Below are 17,102 nucleotides of genomic sequence, written 5' to 3' on the forward strand. Positions count from 1 at the left end.
TGACGCCCTCGGTCCGTGACGACGCCAAAGCCCGTCCCCCACCCTGCCGCGCCCGCCTTTTCAGGGGTGACGCGGCAGGCTAAGGTGGGTGGGCGCGATGCTCCCATCGCTTGAGCGATCCCTCGTCGACTCGCTTCCGGCACTCGTATTCGTCAAGGATCTCGCCGGTAGATACCTGCTGCTCAATCGGGCGGCTCGGCAGATGTTCGGCTCATGCGCGGGGATGGTCGACGCCGACGTCTTCCGTCGCGACCAGGTGAGGCTGCTGAGCGCGCAGGACGAGCACGTCGCGATGCGCGAGCAGCCGTTTCAGTTCCACCATGAGCTGTGGTTCCGGGAGCGCCGGCTCGACTACCTCACGATCAAGTTCCCGTTGCTCGCCGACGACGGCGAGCTGTACGCGATCGGCGGCTTCGCGACGGACGTCTCGCTGCTGCGGCGCGCAGAGGACGAGGCGCTCGAGGCGTGGCGCGCGGCCGAGCGGGCGAGCGACACCAAGAGCCATCTGATCGCGCAGGTGAGTCACGAGCTGCGTGCACCGCTCCAGTCGATTCTCGGATACAGCCAGTTGCTCAAGTCGCTCACGCACGACAGCGACGAGGTCCGCATCAGCGAGTCGATCGCGAACGCGGGCGAGCATCTGCTGTCGCTCGCCAACGACCTGCTCGACACGATGCGTCCCGGCGCGCCGGCGTCGAGCGTGTCCGGCGACGCGATCGACCCGTGCCAGCTCGTCAACGAGGTGATCGAGATGATCCGTCCGCTCGCCGCGCAGCGGATGGTCTCGCTCGGGCGCGACGTCCACGCCGGGCTCGGCCTGTACGTGCGGGGCGACCGGCGGCGACTCAAGCAGGTGCTGATCAACCTCATGAGCAACGCCGTCCGCTACGGCGTCGCGCACGGCGACGTGATCGTGCGGCTCGAGCGCGTGCCCGGATCACGGCTGCGCTTCGTGGTCGTCAACGACGGTGCGAGCATTCGACCCGAGCACGCGGAGCGGCTGTTCGCCCCCTTCGACCGGCTCGGGCAGAACGTCTCAGCGGAGGGGTCGGGGCTCGGACTGGCGCTCTCGCGCTCGTTCATGGAGGCGATGGACGGGACGATCGGGATACAGGAGAGCAGCGCGGCCGGCACCGCGTTCTACCTCGAACTGCCGATCGCGGCGGGTGCGAGCGCCGATCCGTTCGCGCCTGCCCGCGAGGCGCCGCTCCGCGTGCGCGAGGACGTGCGCGGCCGCGTGCTGCACGTCGAGGACTCCGCCGAGCAGGCGCAGCTGATGCGCGACGCGCTCGCGCGGCTGCTGCCGAACGTCGAGCTGCTGCACGAGGCGAGCGGTCGCGCCGCCCTGCTGCGTGCACGCACCTCCGACGTCGACCTCCTGCTCGTCGACATGCACCTGCCGGACCTGAGCGGCGAGGAGCTGCTCGCCGGGCTCGCCGGGCTCGACGTGATCGTCTTGTCGGGCCTCGTCACGACCGAGGGCGTCGCGCGCGCCCGCGCGCTCGGCGCCATCGACTACCTCGCGAAGCCGGTCGACCTCGCTCGCCTGCAACGTGCGATCGTCGCCAGCCTCGGCTCCGTGACCGCCCTGTGAGCCCGCCGCCGGCGTTGGTGGTCGTCGCAGAGGACCATCCGGTCTACCGCGAGGGGATCGTCCGCCTGATCGAGGCGGATCCGCGCTTCGAGCTCGTCGCCGCGGTCGGCGACGGTCGCGAGGCGCTTGCGGAGATCCGCGGTCGAGCGCCGGCCGTCGCCGTGCTCGACATCGGCCTTCCCGGCATCGGCGGGATCGAGATCATGGAGGCGATCACGCGCGAGCACCTGCCGACGCGGGCGGTCTGCCTGTCCGCGCTCGAGGACAGCGTGACCGTCCACCGCGCCATCTCCGCCGGCGCGCGCGCGTTCCTGCCGAAGGGGTCCTCGGGAGACGAGATCGTCGAGGCGGTCTCCGTCGTCGCCGACGGCGGCAGCCTGCTCCCGCGGGCCGTTCACGACACGCTCACGATGGCGCTGCGCCAGCGCAGCGAGGTGCCGGCCGGGCCGGTGCTCTCGACGCGCGAGCTGGAGGTGCTGCGCCTCGCCTCCGACGGCCTGACCGTGTCCGCGATCGCACAGGCGCTCATCATCGGGGACGCGACCGTGAAGACGCACCTGCAGCACATCTACGACAAGTTCGGCGTCTCCGACCGCGCCGCCGCGGTCGCGCACGGCTTCCGGCTCGGCTTCCTGCGCTGAGCTACTGCGCCGTCCAGCCGCCGTCGAGCCCGATGCTCGCACCCGTGACGTAGGTCGCATGGTCGGACGCGAGGAAGGCCGCCATCGGCGCGATCTCGTCGACCCGCCCGAAGCGTCCCAGCGGCGTGAGCGCGTTCATCGCCCGCTCGAACTCGGGGTCGAGATCCTCGTTCATGCGGGTGCGCACGTTGCCCGGAGCGATAGCGTTGACGCGCACGCCGTTCGGCGCCTCCTCCAATGCGAGCGCGCGCACGACCTGCTCGACAGCCCCCTTGGAGGCGCAATAGCCGACGCCCGACGCGAACCCCACCCGCCCTCCGATCGAGCTGAAGAACAGCACCGAGCCGCGCCGCTCGCGCAGGTGCGGGATCGCCGCCGCCGTGAGATGCAGCGGCGCGCGAACGTTGAGCTGCCACTGGCGGTCGAACCCGCTCAGGCTCTCCTGCAGCGGCGCCATCTCGAACACGCCAGCCGCGTTGACGAGGACGTCGAGCTGTCCGAAGCGCTCGACGACGGCGCTCACGACGGCCGGCGGCGCGGCGTCGTCGGTCAGGTCCGCGCTCACGACCTCGGCTCGGCGGCCGGCGGCGGTCACCGCCGCGTTGGTCGCGTCGAGCCGGGCCGGGTCGCGCGCGACGAGCGCGACGTCGGCGCCCGCCTCGGCGAACGTGCGCGCGATCTCCGCGCCGATGCCGGAGCTGGCGCCGGTGACCAGCGCGACCTTGCCGTCCAGGGAGACCTTCACGCGTCGTCCTTCCGCAGGGATTCCGTTGCCGTGGCGTCGAGGTGCCCGGATGGGTCCACGACGACGCCGTAGGTCGAGGCCGCACGCTCGGCGCTGACCCAGCCCTCGCGCACGTCGGCGAGGACCGCGTCGACGGCCCGGTCGCCCGGGCGGCCGTAGCCGCCGCCGCCAGTCGTGCAGCAGACGACCGTCTCACCGGGCGCCAGCAGCACGTCGGCGAACGGCTCCAGCACGCTCAGCTCACCGTCCGCGGCGCGGCGCCACTGGCGCGAGGGACCGCCGTCACCGCCGCCGCGAGCGCCGCGGGCCGGGTTGACGGTGCCATCGGCGTAGTACATGACGCGCAGCCTGCCGCCGGGCACCGGCCCGTACTCGACGCGTGCGCTCGGCGCGCCGCGGAACGTGCCGGCACCTTCGCTGTCGGGGACGATCGAGCGCTCGCGGACGACCAGCGGATAGCTGCGCTCGTCGACCTCGACGCTGTCGTAGAACAGCATCCCGCCGTTGCCCGCATGCGCTGCCGTCAGCCAGCCGTCGGCGACCGGACCGGCCGCGCCGGCCGTCAGCATCAGGAAGACCTGGTTGACGAACGGCTTGTCGCCGTGGCGTTCGTCGCGTCCGGAGATGACGGCCGCAGACGGCGCGACGACCGAGCCGAACTCCGCCATCCCGATCCCGTCCTGGTGCTCTGCAAGCGCGCGCTGGACGCTGTTGATGACGTGATCGGCGATGTTCGTGGTCGCGACGGAGGTGCTCGTCGGGTGCTCGGGAATCCCGGCGATGCAGTTGCGGCGCAGGCGCACGTCGATGCGGCGGAAGCTGCCCGCGTTGTGCGGGACGCTGTGGTCGATGCTGTTGAAGACGCCGATGTAGGCCGCGGTGCGTGCGCACGACTCGCTCAGGTTGAGCCCGTTCGGCAGGCAGTCCGGGTTGTCGCGCAGGTCGACCTCGATGCGTCCCTCGCCGCCGTGCACGGTGACCGTCGCGCGGATCGGGATGCCGTCGGGCGCGGCGGGAACCGGGTCGTGCACGCTCTCGGCGCTGGAGCTGCCCGACGGGATCCGCTCGAGCGCGGCGACCATGCGCCGCTCGCTGTAGTCGAGCCAGCCGTCGAGATGGCGCTCGAGCTGCTCCCAGCCGACCTCCTCCCCAAGCGCCAGCAGCTCGCGCTCGCCGATGCGTGCGGCGCCGACCATCGCGAGGTAGTCCCCGCGCCACTGCGCGGGCACGCGAATGCGCTGCTCGCACATGCGCACGATGTCGGCGATGTCGTCGTATCCGCGCTGAACCTGCACCATCGGGAACAGCAGCGCGCCCTCGTGGTACACGTCGACGGCGTCGCTCATGTACGTCGTGGGCTGCGAGTTGCCGCAGTCGGCCTGATGCGCCTTGACGATCGCCGTGAAGCGGTGGACGTCGTCGCCGTCGACGACCGGCACGACGAGGCAGTGGTCCGCCGCGTGGGAGTTGCCGTCGTAGGGGGAGTTGTGCAGGAACGCGTCGCCCTGCGTCAGGAGCGGGTGCTGCTCGACGAGCTTGGCGCCGATCAGCTCCGGTCCGCTCATGACGTGGATCGGCAGGCTGTCGGCGGCCATCAGCAGCTCGTGGCGAGCGGAGACGATGCAGCACGAGAAGTCGCGTGCGGTGTTCAGCACCCCGGAGCGGCCCGATCGGAAGAGCGTGTTCGTCATCCGCCGCACGATCGCGCCGAGGCGGTTGGAGGCGAGCGCGATCGCGACCGCGTCGTCGTGTGTGGTCTTCGTCGTCATCTCGTGAGCCGGATCGAGAGCGTCCCGTCGGCGCCGCGCTCGGCGACGGCGTCGCCGTCCATCACGATCGTCGTGAGCGGAGACTCGATCAGCGCCGGTCCGGCGACCTGCTCGCCGGGAGCGATTCGCCCGGCGTGCACGGCGCGCGCCGCCTGCCAGCCGGCACCGGGGAAGTACGCGCGCCGGGCCTCGTCCGCGGCGCCGGGACCGTTCGGCCGGGCGACCGGGCGCGTCGCGCCGTCGTGGACTGTGACGCGCGCGCTCGCGCGCCACGAGACCAACTCGACCGACGATCCCTCGTCGGCGATCCCGAACAGGTTGCGGTGCACGCCGTGGAAGTCGGAGGCGAGCTGCTCGACGGCGGCGTCGTCGGCGAACGTCCCGCTGCGCACCGGGACGTCGATCTCCCACACCTGGTGCGGGTATCGGCCCTCAGCGCGGTACTCGATCTCTCCCGCGCCGTCGCCCGCTGTCGCGAGGAAGTCGCGGCAGCGCACCGTCAGCTCCGCCAGCGCGGCGTTCACAGCGCCCGCGTCGAATGCTTCGGTGGCGGCGAAGAGCGTCGTGGAGAAGTCGGTCGAGAGGTCCGACAGCAGCGCGCCGGCGGCGCTCAGCGCCGCACCCACCTCAGGCACGATCAAGCGCCGGCAAGCCAGCCGGCGGGCGATCTCGACCGCGTTGAACCCGGCCGCGCCGCCGCCTGCGACGAGCACCGTCTCCGCGGGGTCGATGCCCTGCGCGACGGTCACGTCCTCGATCGCGTGCAGCATGTTCGACGTGGCGATCGTCAGCACCGCGGCCGCCGCCTCCTGCACGTCCACGCCGAGCGGCGCGGCGAGCTCCTCGACGGCGGTGCGCGCGGCCTCCGTGTCGAGCGTCATCGTGCCGCCGAGGAACGCGCTCGGGTTCAGGTAGCCGAGGACGAGACATGCGTCCGTGAGCGTCGGTCGGCTCCCGCCGCGCCCGTAGCAGGCAGGGCCCGGGACCGAGCCGGCGCTCAGCGGGCCGACGCGCAGGAGACCGCCCTCGTCGACCCAGGCGATGCTGCCTCCGCCAGCCCCGACGCTCGTGACGCCGACCGAGGGGAAGCCGGTGATGTGGCCCTCGCGTGGCGGCCCGATCCACGTCTCGCGCGTCCACGGGATGCGCCCTCGCCGCACGACGCTGACGTCGCACGTCGTGCCGCCGGTGTCCATCACGATCGCGCTCTCCTCTCGTGCCGCAGCCGCGAAGTGGCGGCCCGCCACCGGCGCCATCGCGGGTCCGGAGTTGAGCGAGTGGATCGGTCTGGCCGCGACCTCGCCGGCGTCGAGCATGCCGCCCTGGGACGTCGCGACGAGCACCCGTCCGCCGAAGCCCGCCTCGCGCAGCCGGCCCGTGAGCGACGAGAAGTAGGCCGTCATCAGCGGCTTGAGCGACGCATCGATGCACGTCGAGGACGCGCGCCGGTACTCGCGCAGCGTCGGATTGATCTGATGCGACAGCGTGTACGGCACGCCTGGCAGGTGCTCGGCGATCAGATCGCCGACACGCAGCTCGTGCCGCGGCTCGACGATCGACCACAGCAGCGCCACCGCGATCGCTTCCACGTCGTGCTCGGCCAGCTCACGCAGCGTCGCCGAGAGCGCCGCTTCGTCGAGTGGCTCCAGCACGTGTCCGTCGGCACCGATCCGCTCGCGCACCTCGAACGTGAGCGAGCGTGGCACGAGCGGAGCCGGATAGGGACGGGTGTGGTCGAACGCATCGGCCCGTCCGCCCTCGCGGAAGACGAGCATGTCGCGATGGCCGGCCGTGGCGAGCAGCGCGGTGCGCGCCGTCGAACCGGTCACGACGGCGTTGATCGCGCGCGTCGTGCCGTGCACGAAGTCATCCGCATCGCGGAGGAAGTCCTCCAGCGAGCGCCCATCGGCGCGCGCCGCGACCGTCAGCACGTCGAACACGCCGCGGACCGGGTCCTCAGGCGTCGTCGCCGCCTTGAACAGGCGCAGCTCCTCGCCGGTGTCGACGACGAGGTCGGTGAACGTGCCACCGGTGTCGCAGCCGAGCCGCATCAGACCGGATTGGGGACGTCGATGAACGTGTGCCGGACGCCGAAGCGCTCCGCGAGCAGCTCGCCGACGCGTCGCGCGCCGAAGCGCTCGGTCGCATGGTGTCCGGCGGCGATGAAGTGGACGCCGGCCTCTGCGGCGTCCGCCATCACGTGCTCGGCCGGCTCGCCGGTGAGGAACGCGTCGGCACCGGCCTCGATCGCGGAGCTGAACTCGGTCGCCGAGCCGCCGGACATGATCGCCAGGCGCCGCACCGCGGCCGGACCGTCCGTGAACGCGAGCGGCTCGCGGTCGGTGACACGCGTGACCCGCGCCAGCAGCTCCGCGATCGGCACCGGCTCGGCGAACGTCGCCATGCGCCCGAGCGGACGCCCGCGCGAGCGCCCCCACGCCTCGTGCGCGTCGGCGCCGAGGGCTCCCGCCAGCAGCGCGTTGTTGCCGACCTCGGGATGCGCGTCGAGCGGCAGGTGGTACATGACGAGGTTCAGCTCGGCCTCCAGCGCCAGCCGCAGTCGGCGCGCCTGTCGGCGGTGCAGGCGGCGCGACTGGAAGTCCCAGATCAGCCCGTGGTGCACGAGCAGCAGATCGGCGTCCTCGGCGATCGCGCGCTCCAGCAGCTCGACGTGGGCGGAGACGCCCGTCACGACCGTGACGACCTGTTCGCGCCCGGGGACCTGGAGGCCGTTCGGCCCGAAGTCCTTGAACGCGCCCGGCTCCAGCAGGTCGTCCAGCCAGGTCATGATCTCGGCGAGCGCGGTCACGCGACCGCGCTCCGCTCGAAGGCGCGCGGCTGGGCCGACAGGCCGAGCAGCTCGCGCGCCTGCGCCGGCGTGGCGATCTCGCGGTTCAGCTCGCGCCCGATCCGCACCGCTCGCTCGATCGCCTCGCCGTTTCCGCGAAAGCGACGCCCGCGCGCGTAGTAGAGGTTGTCCTCCAGGCCGACCCGCACGTGGCCGCCCGCGAGCGCCGACAGCGTCGTGAGCGGCAGCTGGCTGTGCCCGAGCCCGCAGACGAAGAAGACTGCGTCCAGCGGCAGCTCGCGGACGAGCGCCAGAACGTTCTCCGGCGTCGCGAACGCGGACGTCTGATAGCCCATCACGAACTGATGGACGTAGGGCGGCTCGATCAGGCCGGCTTCGATCAGCGAGCGCACGACCCAGTACTGGCCGCCGTGGTAGAGCTCCATCTCCGGCCGCACGCCGAGCCGCTGCATGCGTCGCGCAAGCTCCTCGATGATTCCGTACGTGAAGGGGATGCAGCCGTCGAACACGGACGCCGGGTGCGGCGACGGGAGGGGCGCCGGCCGCTCGCGGATCGGGAAGCGCGACATGTCCGGCCCGAGGTTGAGCGAAGCCATCTCGGGCGCGACCTCCAGGCAGGCGAAACGCGCTTCCATCGTCGTCGCCGGCCCGCCGCCCGTCGTGTTGTTGACGATGATGTCCGGGCAGCGCTCACGCACGCGCGCGTTGATCTCGCGGTAGGTCTCCGGGTCGCTGCTGACGCTTCCCCAGTCCTGCGGGTCGCGCGCGTGGATGTGCACGATCGCGGCCCCGGCGTCGTAGGCCTCCCCTGCCTGTGCGGCGATCTCCTCGGGCGTCTCGGGCAGGCGCTCGTGCGCTTCCTTGCCCTGGACGCCGCCGTTGACGGCGCAGGTGACGATCAGCGGGCCGAAGCCGTCGCGCGCTTCCTGCAGCCATCGGTAGCTGTCCCAGGCTGCCCTCATCCGACGAGCGTCCCGAGATCGACCGGCAGGCACACGCCGTTGATGCCCGACGCCTCCGGACCGAGCAGGAAGGCGACCGCGTGCGCGACCTCCTCCGGCTCGACGAAACGATCCACCGGGTGGCGCTCGACCATCCCCATGACGACCTCCTCGCGCGTCTTGCCGTGCAGACGCATCTGATCCTCGAGCTGGCGCTCGACCATCGGTGTCCGCATCCACGCGGGCGCGACGGCGTTGGCCGTCAGGCCGAGCGGGGCGCCTTCCAACGCAGCGACCTTCATGAGGCCGAGCACACCGTGCTTGGCGGCGACGTACGCGGCCTTGTACGCCTCGCCGAGAAAGCTCGACCCCGAGGCGGTGACGACGACACGACCGCCCGGGGCGCGCGTCAGCGCCGGCCACGCGGCACGGATCGCCAGGAACGGACCCTTCACCATCACGTCGTGGAGCCGGTCCCACTGCGCCTCGTCATGCTCGTCGATCGGCGCGAGGTACTGCACGCCGGCGTTCAGCACAAGCCCGTCGAGGCGGCCGTGGCGCTCGAGCGCCGTCTCGACCATCGAGCGGTTGCCGGCCTCGCTCCCGACGTCGGCGTGCAGCACGCCGTCGCCCTCGCGGTCGACGCCCACGACCGTCGCGCCCTCGCGCTCGAGCATGTCGCAGAGCGGGACGCCGAATCCCCCGGCCGCGCCGGTGACGATCACGACGCGGCCGTCGAGGCGGCCCGCGCGGACGCCTGCTTGAGAGCCCTCGGTGCTCACGGGTTCACTTCCCGAGGCGCTCGGAGGCGATCTGGGCGCCCTCGGCGAGTCGCTCCAGCTTCTTCCAGGTGACGTCCTCGGCGACCAGCTGCAGGCCGGCGAAGGTGCCGAAGCCGCAGTCGGTGGAGGCGATGATGCGACTCGGGTCGCCGACGACGTCGGCGTAGGCGCAGATGCGATCGGCGACGACCTCGGGATGCTCGAGGTAGTTGTGCGTGACGTCGATCACCCCGGGCAGCAACACCATGTGCTCGGGCAGCGGGTACGACGCGAACAGCTTGAAGTCGTGCGCGTGGAGCGGGTTGGCACCAGCCATCGAGATGCCGGCGACCTGCGCCTCGTAGAGGTACGGCAGCAGCGGCTCGAGCTCGACGTCGTCGATGTGGGGGCCGTTCCAGTTGCCCCAGCAGACGTGCATGCGGACGCGGTCGCGCGGGATGTTCGAGATCGCCTCGTTGAGGACTTCGACGTGCAGTCTCACGCGCTCCAGGAACTCGCTCAGCGGACGGTCCCGGAACATGATCTGCCGCTCGAACGCGAGATCGGGCGCATCGATCTGCAGCACGTGGCCGCGCTCGACGATCAGCTCGTACTCGGCTCTCATCTCGGCGCAGATGTCCGCGAGGTACTCGCGATCGTTCGCGTAGGCGGCGTTGTCCTCCGAGCGCAGCAGCGTCGTGGAGATGATCCCCGGCGATGCCGCGGTGACGAACGTCTCCGCGAATCTCGCGGGAGCGGCGTCGAGCGCGCCGGCGAACCACGCCAGCTCCTCCTTCGCGGCTGCGCGATCCGGGTCGTAGCGGATCTTCTCCTGCGCCATCGGCAGCGCGTACGTGGTGCTGCTCTCAGAAGGCTGCTCGCCGCCGACCGCCGAGTCGCCGACCATCATCTCGGCCCATCTCGGGAACTTCTCGTAGTCGGTCATCCCGCCGCGGGTCGACACGCCTCCGAAGCCCGCCACGCGATCCTTCACGTAAGAGGAGAAGCCGATGCGCGGCAGCTCGCCGTCGCCGCCGACGTCGATGCCCACGTCGAGCTGGTTGCGCACGACCTGTTCGAGGTCGGCGACCACCTTGCTCTCGAACGCATCCCGGTTGACGTCGCCGTCGCGTTCGATCTCCTCGAGCATCCGCAGCAGCTCGGGACTCCGTGGAAGGCTGCCGACGTGCGTCGTCAAGATGCGGTCATCGCTGGCTTTCATTCACTCCTCTTTCGTCACGAGTCGAAGCGAGCTTAGATCTCGATCGTTCGTGAATTCGACGAACTGAAGGCGGGCCTGATCCGGTGATCGCATGATCTTGTCTCTGGATCGGGTCGATCTCTTGCCAACCGCGACGCCGCCTGCGTACCATCGCCGCGCCCTGCTCACTCCGAACTTCCGGGTGCTGCCATGAACATGAATCACTTCCATCGCTGGTTCTGCTCCAGCGCCTACTGGTACCGCCTCGTTCACGAGACGATCGTGCCCGAGGTGCTCGACGAGCACGACGTCACCCTCGGCGATGACGTGCTCGAGCTCGGTCCCGGCCCCGGCGTCACGACCGACATGCTGCGCAAGCGCGTCGATCGCCTCACGGCGCTGGAGTTCGACGAGCGTCTGCATCGCAGACTCGCCAACCGCCTCTCGGGTGAGGCGAACACGACCGTCGTCCGCGGCGACGCGACGGCGATGCCGTTCGAAGACCAACGCTACAGCGCGGTCGTGTGCTTCACGATGCTCCACCACATCCCGACCGACCCGCTGCAGGACAGACTGTTCGCCGAGGCGCGCCGCGTGCTGCGACCCGGAGGGATCTTCACCGGCTCCGACAGCCCCGGCAACCACTGGGCCTTCAAGGCGATCCACCTCAACGACGTCATGAATTGCATCGATCCGGCGACGCTCAAGCCGCGCCTGGAGGCGGCCGGGTTCCAGGACGTCGAGGTGGACGCGGGCGACCGCTTCATGTGGCGCGCGTACGCCGCCTGAACGCACGCGTGCAGCTGCAGTAAACCGCACCTATCCGTCGTTCGGTGGATGGTCACGCGGCGCGTGACCGTCCATGCTCGTCGGTGTGAGCGCCCAGACGACCAACTGGCGCCCGATCGTCACCGGCTGCAGAGCGGTGCGGGCGCGTTCCAACTCCCTCTCCGCGCGCATCGTGGCGCGGATCGAGGACGAGATCAGACCCTACGAGCAGGCGCTGATCTCCACCACGGACCACCGCGAGGCGGTCCGCCATCACATGGACATGATGCTCGCCGGTCTCGCCGAGCACAGAACGCCCGGCGAGGCGGAGCTGGAGTTCGCCCGCGAGCTGGGACGCCGGCGCGCGCGCCAGGGGCTGCCGCTGTACGCGCTGATCCAGGCGTACCACGTCGGCTACCAGGAGCTGTGGGAAGAGCTGTTCGCCGAGGTGCAGACGCAGCCCGGGTCCGAGACCGTCGCCGCGTTGCCGTTCGCCGCGGGCGAGGCGTGGGCGTGGGTGCGCGAGATCAGCGCGGCGGTCGCGGAGGCCCATGAGGACGCGACCGCCGGGGAGCACGACGCCGACGTGAAGGCGCAACGCCGATTCGTCGAGCTGCTGAACCAATCGGGCGAACCGATCGAGGAGCTGTTCGACGCGGCGCGCGCGCTCGGGTTCGAGCCCGAGGCGGACTTTCAGGCGATGTGCACCGTCGCGGACGGACTCGATCAGCGGCGGGTCGAACGCATTCAGGCAGCCCTCGGCGTCCTCGGCGGCGGCCGCTGCCTCGTCGTCGAGCACGGCCGCCTCCTGATCCTCTGGCAGCGTGCCGCCGTGTCAGAGGTACGTGCGGTGCTGGAGCGCCTCGCGCCCGACCGCGCGGTCGGCGTCGGGCTCGCTCGCAGAGGCTTCGCCGGCGCACGCGTCACCGTCGGCGACGCCGAGCGGGCGCTGGCGGTCGCGACGCGCCGCGGCGAGGACGCGAGCTTCGCGCAGGAATGGCTCGCCTCCGCGATGCTGCAATCGGAGGACCGGCTGATCCCGATCCTGGAGCCCGGGCTGCGCGTGGCCGAGAAGCATCCGGGTCTGCTCGAGGTCGTGGTCGGCTTCGCGGAGGCCGACTTCTCGATCGCCGCGATGGCGCGCACCCATTACCTGCATCCCAACACCGCGACGTATCGGCTCGAGCGCTGGCGGGAGCTGACGGGCTGGAACGCCCGCAGCATCGACGGGCTCATGAAGTCGCTGGCGTGCGCTCTGCTGCTTCGGCGAACAGCTCGCTCAACGTCGGATGCGGGTGGATCGTGAGCGCAAGATCCTCTGGCGAGGCCCGCAGCTCGATCGCCAGGACCGCCTCCGCGATCAGCTCCGACGCATGTGGCGCGACGATGTGGGCGCCGATGATCGCATCGGCCTGAGGATCGACGACGAGCTGCACGAAGCCGTGCGTCGCGGCCATCGTCGCGGCGCGGCCCGATGCGGCCAACGGCATGACGACCTCGATCGCGTCGACGCCGGCGTCACGCGCCTGCGCCGCCGTCTGTCCGGCGCTGGCGATCTCCGGGTCGGAGAAGACCACGAGCGGGATCGCCGCCGGGTCGAACGCGACGCGACGTCCGCTCAGCGCCTCAGCCGCGACGCGCGCCTCGGCGGTCGCCTTGTGCGCCAGAGCCGGCCCGGGAACGATGTCGCCGATCGCGGCGACGTGCTCGGCGATGCGGCGATCGGGCGCCGGCGCGAGCAGCGCGCCGGCGGGATCCGCCAGGCCGGCGTCGCCCAGACCGAGACCGTCGACGTTCGGCCGCCGCCCGACGGCGACGATCACCTTGTCGGCGTCCACGAGCGCCGCTCCGTCCGCCTGCTCGCAGCGCAGTCTGCCGTCGGCGTGGCCGACGGCGAGCGCGTTCACGTGGATCGCCACGCCAAGCTCCGCGAGCCGCTTGAGCAGTGGGCGCAGCAACGCCTTCGGCAGTTCCGGCAGCAGCCGCTCACGTGCCTCGACGATCGAGACGCGGGCGCCGAGCTTCGCGAACGCGATGCCGAGCTCGAGCCCGATGTAGCCGCCCCCGACGACGGCCAGCGCCTCCGGCACGTCGGCGAGCGCCAGGGCGCCGGCCGAGTCGAGGACCGTCACGCCGTCGTACGGGAGAGCCGGCAGCTCGATCGGGCGCGATCCGGTCGCGAGGATCGCGTCGCGGAAGCGCAGCTGGGCGACGAGCGCGCCGTCGGCGCCGGAGTGGACCGAGACGCGGTCGGCCGCCGTGAGCGTGGCACGACCCTCGACCACGCGCACGCCGGCGTTCGCCAGCTGACCCGCGACGCCTGAGGCGAGCCGCGCGATCAGCGCCGCCTTGCCGACCTGGAAGCGGTCGCCGTCGAAGCCGCCGGCCGTCTTGGCGGCGCCCAGCTCCGCGAGCTCGTGGCCGCGCCAGGCGTGCGACGCGACCTCGATCAGCGCCTTGCTGGGGATGCAGCCGACGTGCAGGCAGGCGCCGCCGAGGGCGGCCGGCCCGCCCTCCTCGACGAGCGTCACGCGCCGGCCGAGCGCCGCGGCGTGCAGCGCCGCCGTGTAGCCGCCCGGGCCGCCGCCCACGACGAGCAGGTCGACCTCCTCGATCAGCTCCCCGACGACCATCACACAGCTCCCAGCAGCAGTCGCGACGGCTCCGCGATCAGGCGTTCGAGCGTCGAGATGAACGCGCTCAGCTCCGCCCCCTCGACGACACGGTGGTCGGCCGACACCGACAGCGGCAGCAGGGGCCGCGCCACGATCTCGCCGTCCACGACGACCGCCGACTCGCGCGTACGGCCGAAGCCGGCGATGCCGACCTCCGGCGCGCGCACGATCGGCACGCCGAGCCAGCCGCCGTACGCGCCGGTGTTGGTGAGCGTGAAGGACCCCGGTCCGGTCTGTTCGCGCGTCAGGCGCCGCGTGCGGGCGGCCTCCGCGAGCGCGTCGATCTCGCGCGCCAGCTCCAGCAGCGTGAGCTGTTCGGCCGCGCGCACCACCGGCACGACGAGGCCGTCCGGGGTCGCCGCGGCGATGCCGAGGTCGACGCTGCCGCGCTCGGTGACCGTCTCGGTCCCCTCGTCGTAGACGGCGTTCATGATCGGGTGCTCGCGCAGAGCCGCGACGGTGACCATCGCGAAGATCGGCGCGAACGCGAGGCGCACGCCAGCCCGCTCCGCGTCGGCGCGCAGCGTCTTCTGCACGGCGAGCAGCCGCGCAGCGTCGACCTCGCGGAACTCGCTGACGTGGGGAACTCTCCACGCCCGTGTCATCGCGCGGGCCATCGAGCGCTTGACGCCGCTGAGGACCGTGGTGCGATCCTCGCCGCGCGGAGCGCGCGGTCGGACGGGCTCCGTCGCGCCGCCGCCGCCGGGCGCGCCGCTGGCGGGTTCCTGCGCGGCGCGCACGTCGTGCTTGGTGATCCGCCCGTGGGGCCCGGAGCCCTGGACGGTCGTCAGGTCGATGCCCAGCTCGTACGCCAGCTTGCGGGTCGCCGGTGCCGCGAGGACGCGGCCGCGAGGCGGGGCGGGCGTCGCCTGCTCGGCAGCCGGCGTCGGCGGCGTCGTGTGCGTCGTGTGCGTGACGCCCTCCGCTTCGATCTTGAACAGCACGTCGCCGACGGCGGCGGACGTGCCGGCCTCGACCGCGTGCCAGGTGATGACGCCGGTCGCCGGCGCGGGCAGTTCGACGAGCGCCTTGTCGGTCTCGACGGTCACGACCGGCTGGTGCTCCTCGACGCGCTCCCCGACGGGGACCAGCCACTCGACGACGTCGGCCTCGGTCAGGCCCTCGCCGATGTCGGCCAGTCTGAACTCGATCTCGGCCACGCTCATGCCCCCAGCAGCGCGCGGGCCGCTGCCGCGACGCGCACGGGCGTCGGGATGTACCGCTCTTCCAGGCCGGCGAGCGGGTACGGCGTGTCGTGCCCGGTGACCCGTGCGACTGGCGCCTCCAGCGTCCAGAAGGCCTCCTGCTGCGCCGTCGCGGCGACCTCGGACGCGAAGCCGGCGGTGAACGGCCCTTCCGAGACGACGACGCAGCGTCCGGTCGCGGCGACCGCCTCGCGCAACGCGTCCTCGTCGAGCGGCACCAGCGTGCGCAGGTCGAGCACGAGTGACTCGACGCCGTCCTTCGCGAGCAGGTCTGCCGCCTCCTCGGCGACGGCGACACCGCTGCTCCAGGCGACGAGCGTCACGTCACCGCCCTCGCGGACCGTGCGGGCGCGGCCGAAGGGCAGCGTGTACTCCTCCTCCGGCACCTCCATGCGCATGCGGCGGTAGCCTCTCAGCGGCTCGCAGAAGAGCACCGGGTCGGGGTCGCGGATCGCCTGCGTCAGCAGGCCCTTCGCCTCGTACGGATCGGCCGGCATCACGATCTTGAGGCCGGGGCAGTTCGCGAGCTGCGCCTCGAGCGCGTCGGCATGGTGTTCGGGCGTGCGGATCCCGCCGCCGAACGGCGCGCGGATCGTGACCGGCGTCTCCAGACGACCGCCCGAGCGATACCGCATGCGGCCCAGCTGCGGTCCGAGCTGATGGAAGGCCTGGTGCAGGAAGCCCATGAACTGGATCTCGGCGACGGGCACCATGCCGGAGATCGCGAGCCCGATCGCCGACCCGACGATCACCGCCTCGGCCAACGGCGTGTCGACGACGCGCTCGTCGCCGAACCGCTCGTGCAGGCCGTCGGTCGCGCGGAAGACGCCGCCGAGTCTGCCGACGTCCTGCCCGAGCACGACCACGCGCTCGTCGCGCGCGAGCTCCTGCGCGAGCGTCAGCCGCACCGCTTCGACGAGGTTCAGCTCAGACACCGGCCGCCGCCTCTCGTGCTTGCTCCCGCTGCCGTGTCACACGCGCGGGCTCGTTGACGAACACGTTGTCGAACATCGCGTCGCTCGTGGGACGGGGCGTCGCCTCGGCCGTGGCCCAGGCTGCGTCGATCTGCTCCGTGATGGAGGCGACCATCTCCGCGTCGCGCTCGTCGCTCCACGCTCTGCGCCGCCCGCGCAACGTCGCGAGCGCCTGCTCGATCGGGTCGCGCTCCCGCCACTGCGCGAGCACCTCCGGGTCGACGTAGCGCGTGGGATCGTCGGCGGTCGTGTGCGGGCCGGTGCGGTAGGTGACCGCCTCGAGGATCGTCGGCCCGCCGCCGTCGCGTGCGCGAGCGACGGCCTCGCCGGCGGCTTCCCGCGTCGCCTCGACGTCGTTGCCGTCGACCACGACGCCGGCGCAGCCGTATCCGACCGCGCGCGAGGCGAACGTCTCCGCGGCGGTCTGCCGGGAGCGCGGGGTCGAGATCGCCCAGCCGTTGTTCTGCAGCACGACCACCAGCGGCGCACGCAACACGCCCGCGAGGTTGCACGTCTCGTGGAAGTCTCCCTCGGAGCTCGCGCCGTCGCCGATGTAGGTCATGACGACGCCGTTCTCGCCCTGCAGCCTCATGCCCCACGCGATGCCGACGGCGTGCGGCAGCTGCGCCGCGAGCGCGATCTGCATCGGCAGCACGCGGACGTCCCTGGGGATCGCCGAGCCCTGGGGATGCCCCTGGAGGTAGAGGAAGAAGTGCGCGAGCGGATAGCCCTGACGCAGCATCGCCGGAAGCTCGCGGTACTGCGGAACGACCCAGTCGCGTGCCGGGTCGAGCGCCAGGGCGCTGCCGACGACGGCCGCCTCCTGCCCCGTCACGGGCGAGAAGGTGCCGAGCCGGCCCTGACGCTGAAGGCTGATCGCGCGCTCGTCGACGGCGCGTGCGAGGCGCATCCAGCGGAGCGCGTCGATGAGGGCTCTGGAGTCCATGTCGCGGTCAATCTAGATCGCACCCGGTGGGCCTTCCCCACCGGGTGCGATCGGGCAAAGCTGGAGAAATCCC

General features: G+C 71.8%; 15 protein-coding genes. 4 read left to right on the forward strand and 11 right to left on the reverse strand.

The window, feature by feature from the left end; genetic code table 11:
* The first annotated feature begins 97 nt into the window (after positions 1 to 97).
* Entirely contained in the window at positions 98 to 1,594 is a 1,497-nt protein-coding gene (locus CWOE_RS22005) for a PAS domain-containing sensor histidine kinase (RefSeq protein WP_012935850.1), read from the forward strand.
* Positions 1,591 to 2,235, forward strand: a complete 645-nt coding sequence (locus CWOE_RS22010) for a response regulator transcription factor (protein ID WP_012935851.1) — start codon at positions 1,591 to 1,593, stop codon at positions 2,233 to 2,235. Before CWOE_RS22005 ends, CWOE_RS22010 begins: the two co-directional genes overlap by 4 nt.
* Before the next feature lies 1 nt (position 2,236).
* Here CWOE_RS22010 and CWOE_RS22015 read toward each other — a convergent pair whose 3' ends face one another.
* From CWOE_RS22015 to CWOE_RS22045, 7 genes are read right to left on the reverse strand one after another with little or no spacing between them, the layout of a single operon-like run.
* Positions 2,237 to 2,980 carry an SDR family NAD(P)-dependent oxidoreductase gene (locus tag CWOE_RS22015; protein ID WP_012935852.1) on the reverse strand — a complete coding sequence of 248 codons (744 nt, stop codon included), beginning with the start codon at positions 2,978 to 2,980 and terminating at the stop codon, positions 2,237 to 2,239.
* On the reverse strand, positions 2,977 to 4,749 hold the full coding sequence (locus CWOE_RS22020; protein ID WP_012935853.1) for a hydantoinase B/oxoprolinase family protein: 1,773 nt from the start codon (positions 4,747 to 4,749) through the stop codon (positions 2,977 to 2,979). The genes CWOE_RS22015 and CWOE_RS22020 overlap by 4 nt, the downstream gene beginning before the upstream one ends.
* Positions 4,746 to 6,800, reverse strand: coding sequence for a hydantoinase/oxoprolinase family protein (locus tag CWOE_RS22025; protein WP_012935854.1), 2,055 nt, complete (start codon positions 6,798 to 6,800; stop codon positions 4,746 to 4,748). Before CWOE_RS22025 ends, CWOE_RS22020 begins: the two co-directional genes overlap by 4 nt.
* Positions 6,800 to 7,558, reverse strand: a complete 759-nt coding sequence (locus tag CWOE_RS22030; RefSeq protein WP_012935855.1) for a Nif3-like dinuclear metal center hexameric protein — start codon at positions 7,556 to 7,558, stop codon at positions 6,800 to 6,802. The genes CWOE_RS22025 and CWOE_RS22030 overlap by 1 nt, the downstream gene beginning before the upstream one ends.
* A complete protein-coding gene (locus CWOE_RS22035; protein WP_012935856.1) occupies positions 7,555 to 8,520 on the reverse strand; it encodes a BKACE family enzyme in 966 nt (321 codons plus the stop codon). Before CWOE_RS22035 ends, CWOE_RS22030 begins: the two co-directional genes overlap by 4 nt.
* Positions 8,517 to 9,281: an SDR family NAD(P)-dependent oxidoreductase gene (locus CWOE_RS22040; RefSeq protein ID WP_012935857.1), complete on the reverse strand. Its 765-nt coding sequence runs from the start codon at positions 9,279 to 9,281 to the stop codon at positions 8,517 to 8,519. The genes CWOE_RS22035 and CWOE_RS22040 overlap by 4 nt, the downstream gene beginning before the upstream one ends.
* 4 nt (positions 9,282 to 9,285) lie before the next feature.
* Complete coding sequence (locus CWOE_RS22045) at positions 9,286 to 10,482, reverse strand: cobalamin-independent methionine synthase II family protein (RefSeq protein WP_012935858.1); 1,197 nt, start codon at positions 10,480 to 10,482, stop codon at positions 9,286 to 9,288.
* A 189-nt stretch (positions 10,483 to 10,671) separates the two neighbouring features.
* Between CWOE_RS22045 and CWOE_RS22050 the strand changes: the two genes are divergently transcribed.
* Together CWOE_RS22050 and CWOE_RS22055 are read left to right on the forward strand one after the other, a co-directional pair.
* The gene (locus CWOE_RS22050) at positions 10,672 to 11,250 is read left to right on the forward strand and encodes a class I SAM-dependent methyltransferase (protein ID WP_012935859.1); all 579 of its coding nucleotides are present in this window, start codon (positions 10,672 to 10,674) and stop codon (positions 11,248 to 11,250) included.
* Positions 11,251 to 11,335: 85 nt separating this feature from the next.
* On the forward strand, positions 11,336 to 12,535 hold the full coding sequence (locus tag CWOE_RS22055; protein WP_148261112.1) for a PucR family transcriptional regulator: 1,200 nt from the start codon (positions 11,336 to 11,338) through the stop codon (positions 12,533 to 12,535).
* Here the strand turns inward: CWOE_RS22055 and lpdA are convergent.
* The 4 genes from lpdA to CWOE_RS22075 are packed head-to-tail and all read right to left on the reverse strand — an operon-like array spanning position 12,462 to position 17,029.
* A complete protein-coding gene (gene lpdA, locus CWOE_RS22060) occupies positions 12,462 to 13,862 on the reverse strand; it encodes a dihydrolipoyl dehydrogenase (RefSeq protein ID WP_012935861.1) in 1,401 nt (466 codons plus the stop codon). The genes CWOE_RS22055 and lpdA overlap by 74 nt on opposite strands.
* Positions 13,862 to 15,070 carry a dihydrolipoamide acetyltransferase family protein gene (locus CWOE_RS22065; protein WP_012935862.1) on the reverse strand — a complete coding sequence of 403 codons (1,209 nt, stop codon included), beginning with the start codon at positions 15,068 to 15,070 and terminating at the stop codon, positions 13,862 to 13,864. The genes lpdA and CWOE_RS22065 overlap by 1 nt, the downstream gene beginning before the upstream one ends.
* The gene (locus CWOE_RS22070) at positions 15,067 to 16,044 is read right to left on the reverse strand and encodes an alpha-ketoacid dehydrogenase subunit beta (protein WP_012935863.1); all 978 of its coding nucleotides are present in this window, start codon (positions 16,042 to 16,044) and stop codon (positions 15,067 to 15,069) included. The genes CWOE_RS22065 and CWOE_RS22070 overlap by 4 nt, the downstream gene beginning before the upstream one ends.
* Positions 16,037 to 17,029, reverse strand: coding sequence for a thiamine pyrophosphate-dependent enzyme (locus CWOE_RS22075; RefSeq protein ID WP_012935864.1), 993 nt, complete (start codon positions 17,027 to 17,029; stop codon positions 16,037 to 16,039). Before CWOE_RS22075 ends, CWOE_RS22070 begins: the two co-directional genes overlap by 8 nt.
* Between the last annotated feature and the right edge of the window lie 73 nt (positions 17,030 to 17,102).

This window comes from Conexibacter woesei DSM 14684, from assembly GCF_000025265.1.
GTDB classification, from domain to species: Bacteria; Actinomycetota; Thermoleophilia; order Solirubrobacterales; family Solirubrobacteraceae; genus Conexibacter; species Conexibacter woesei.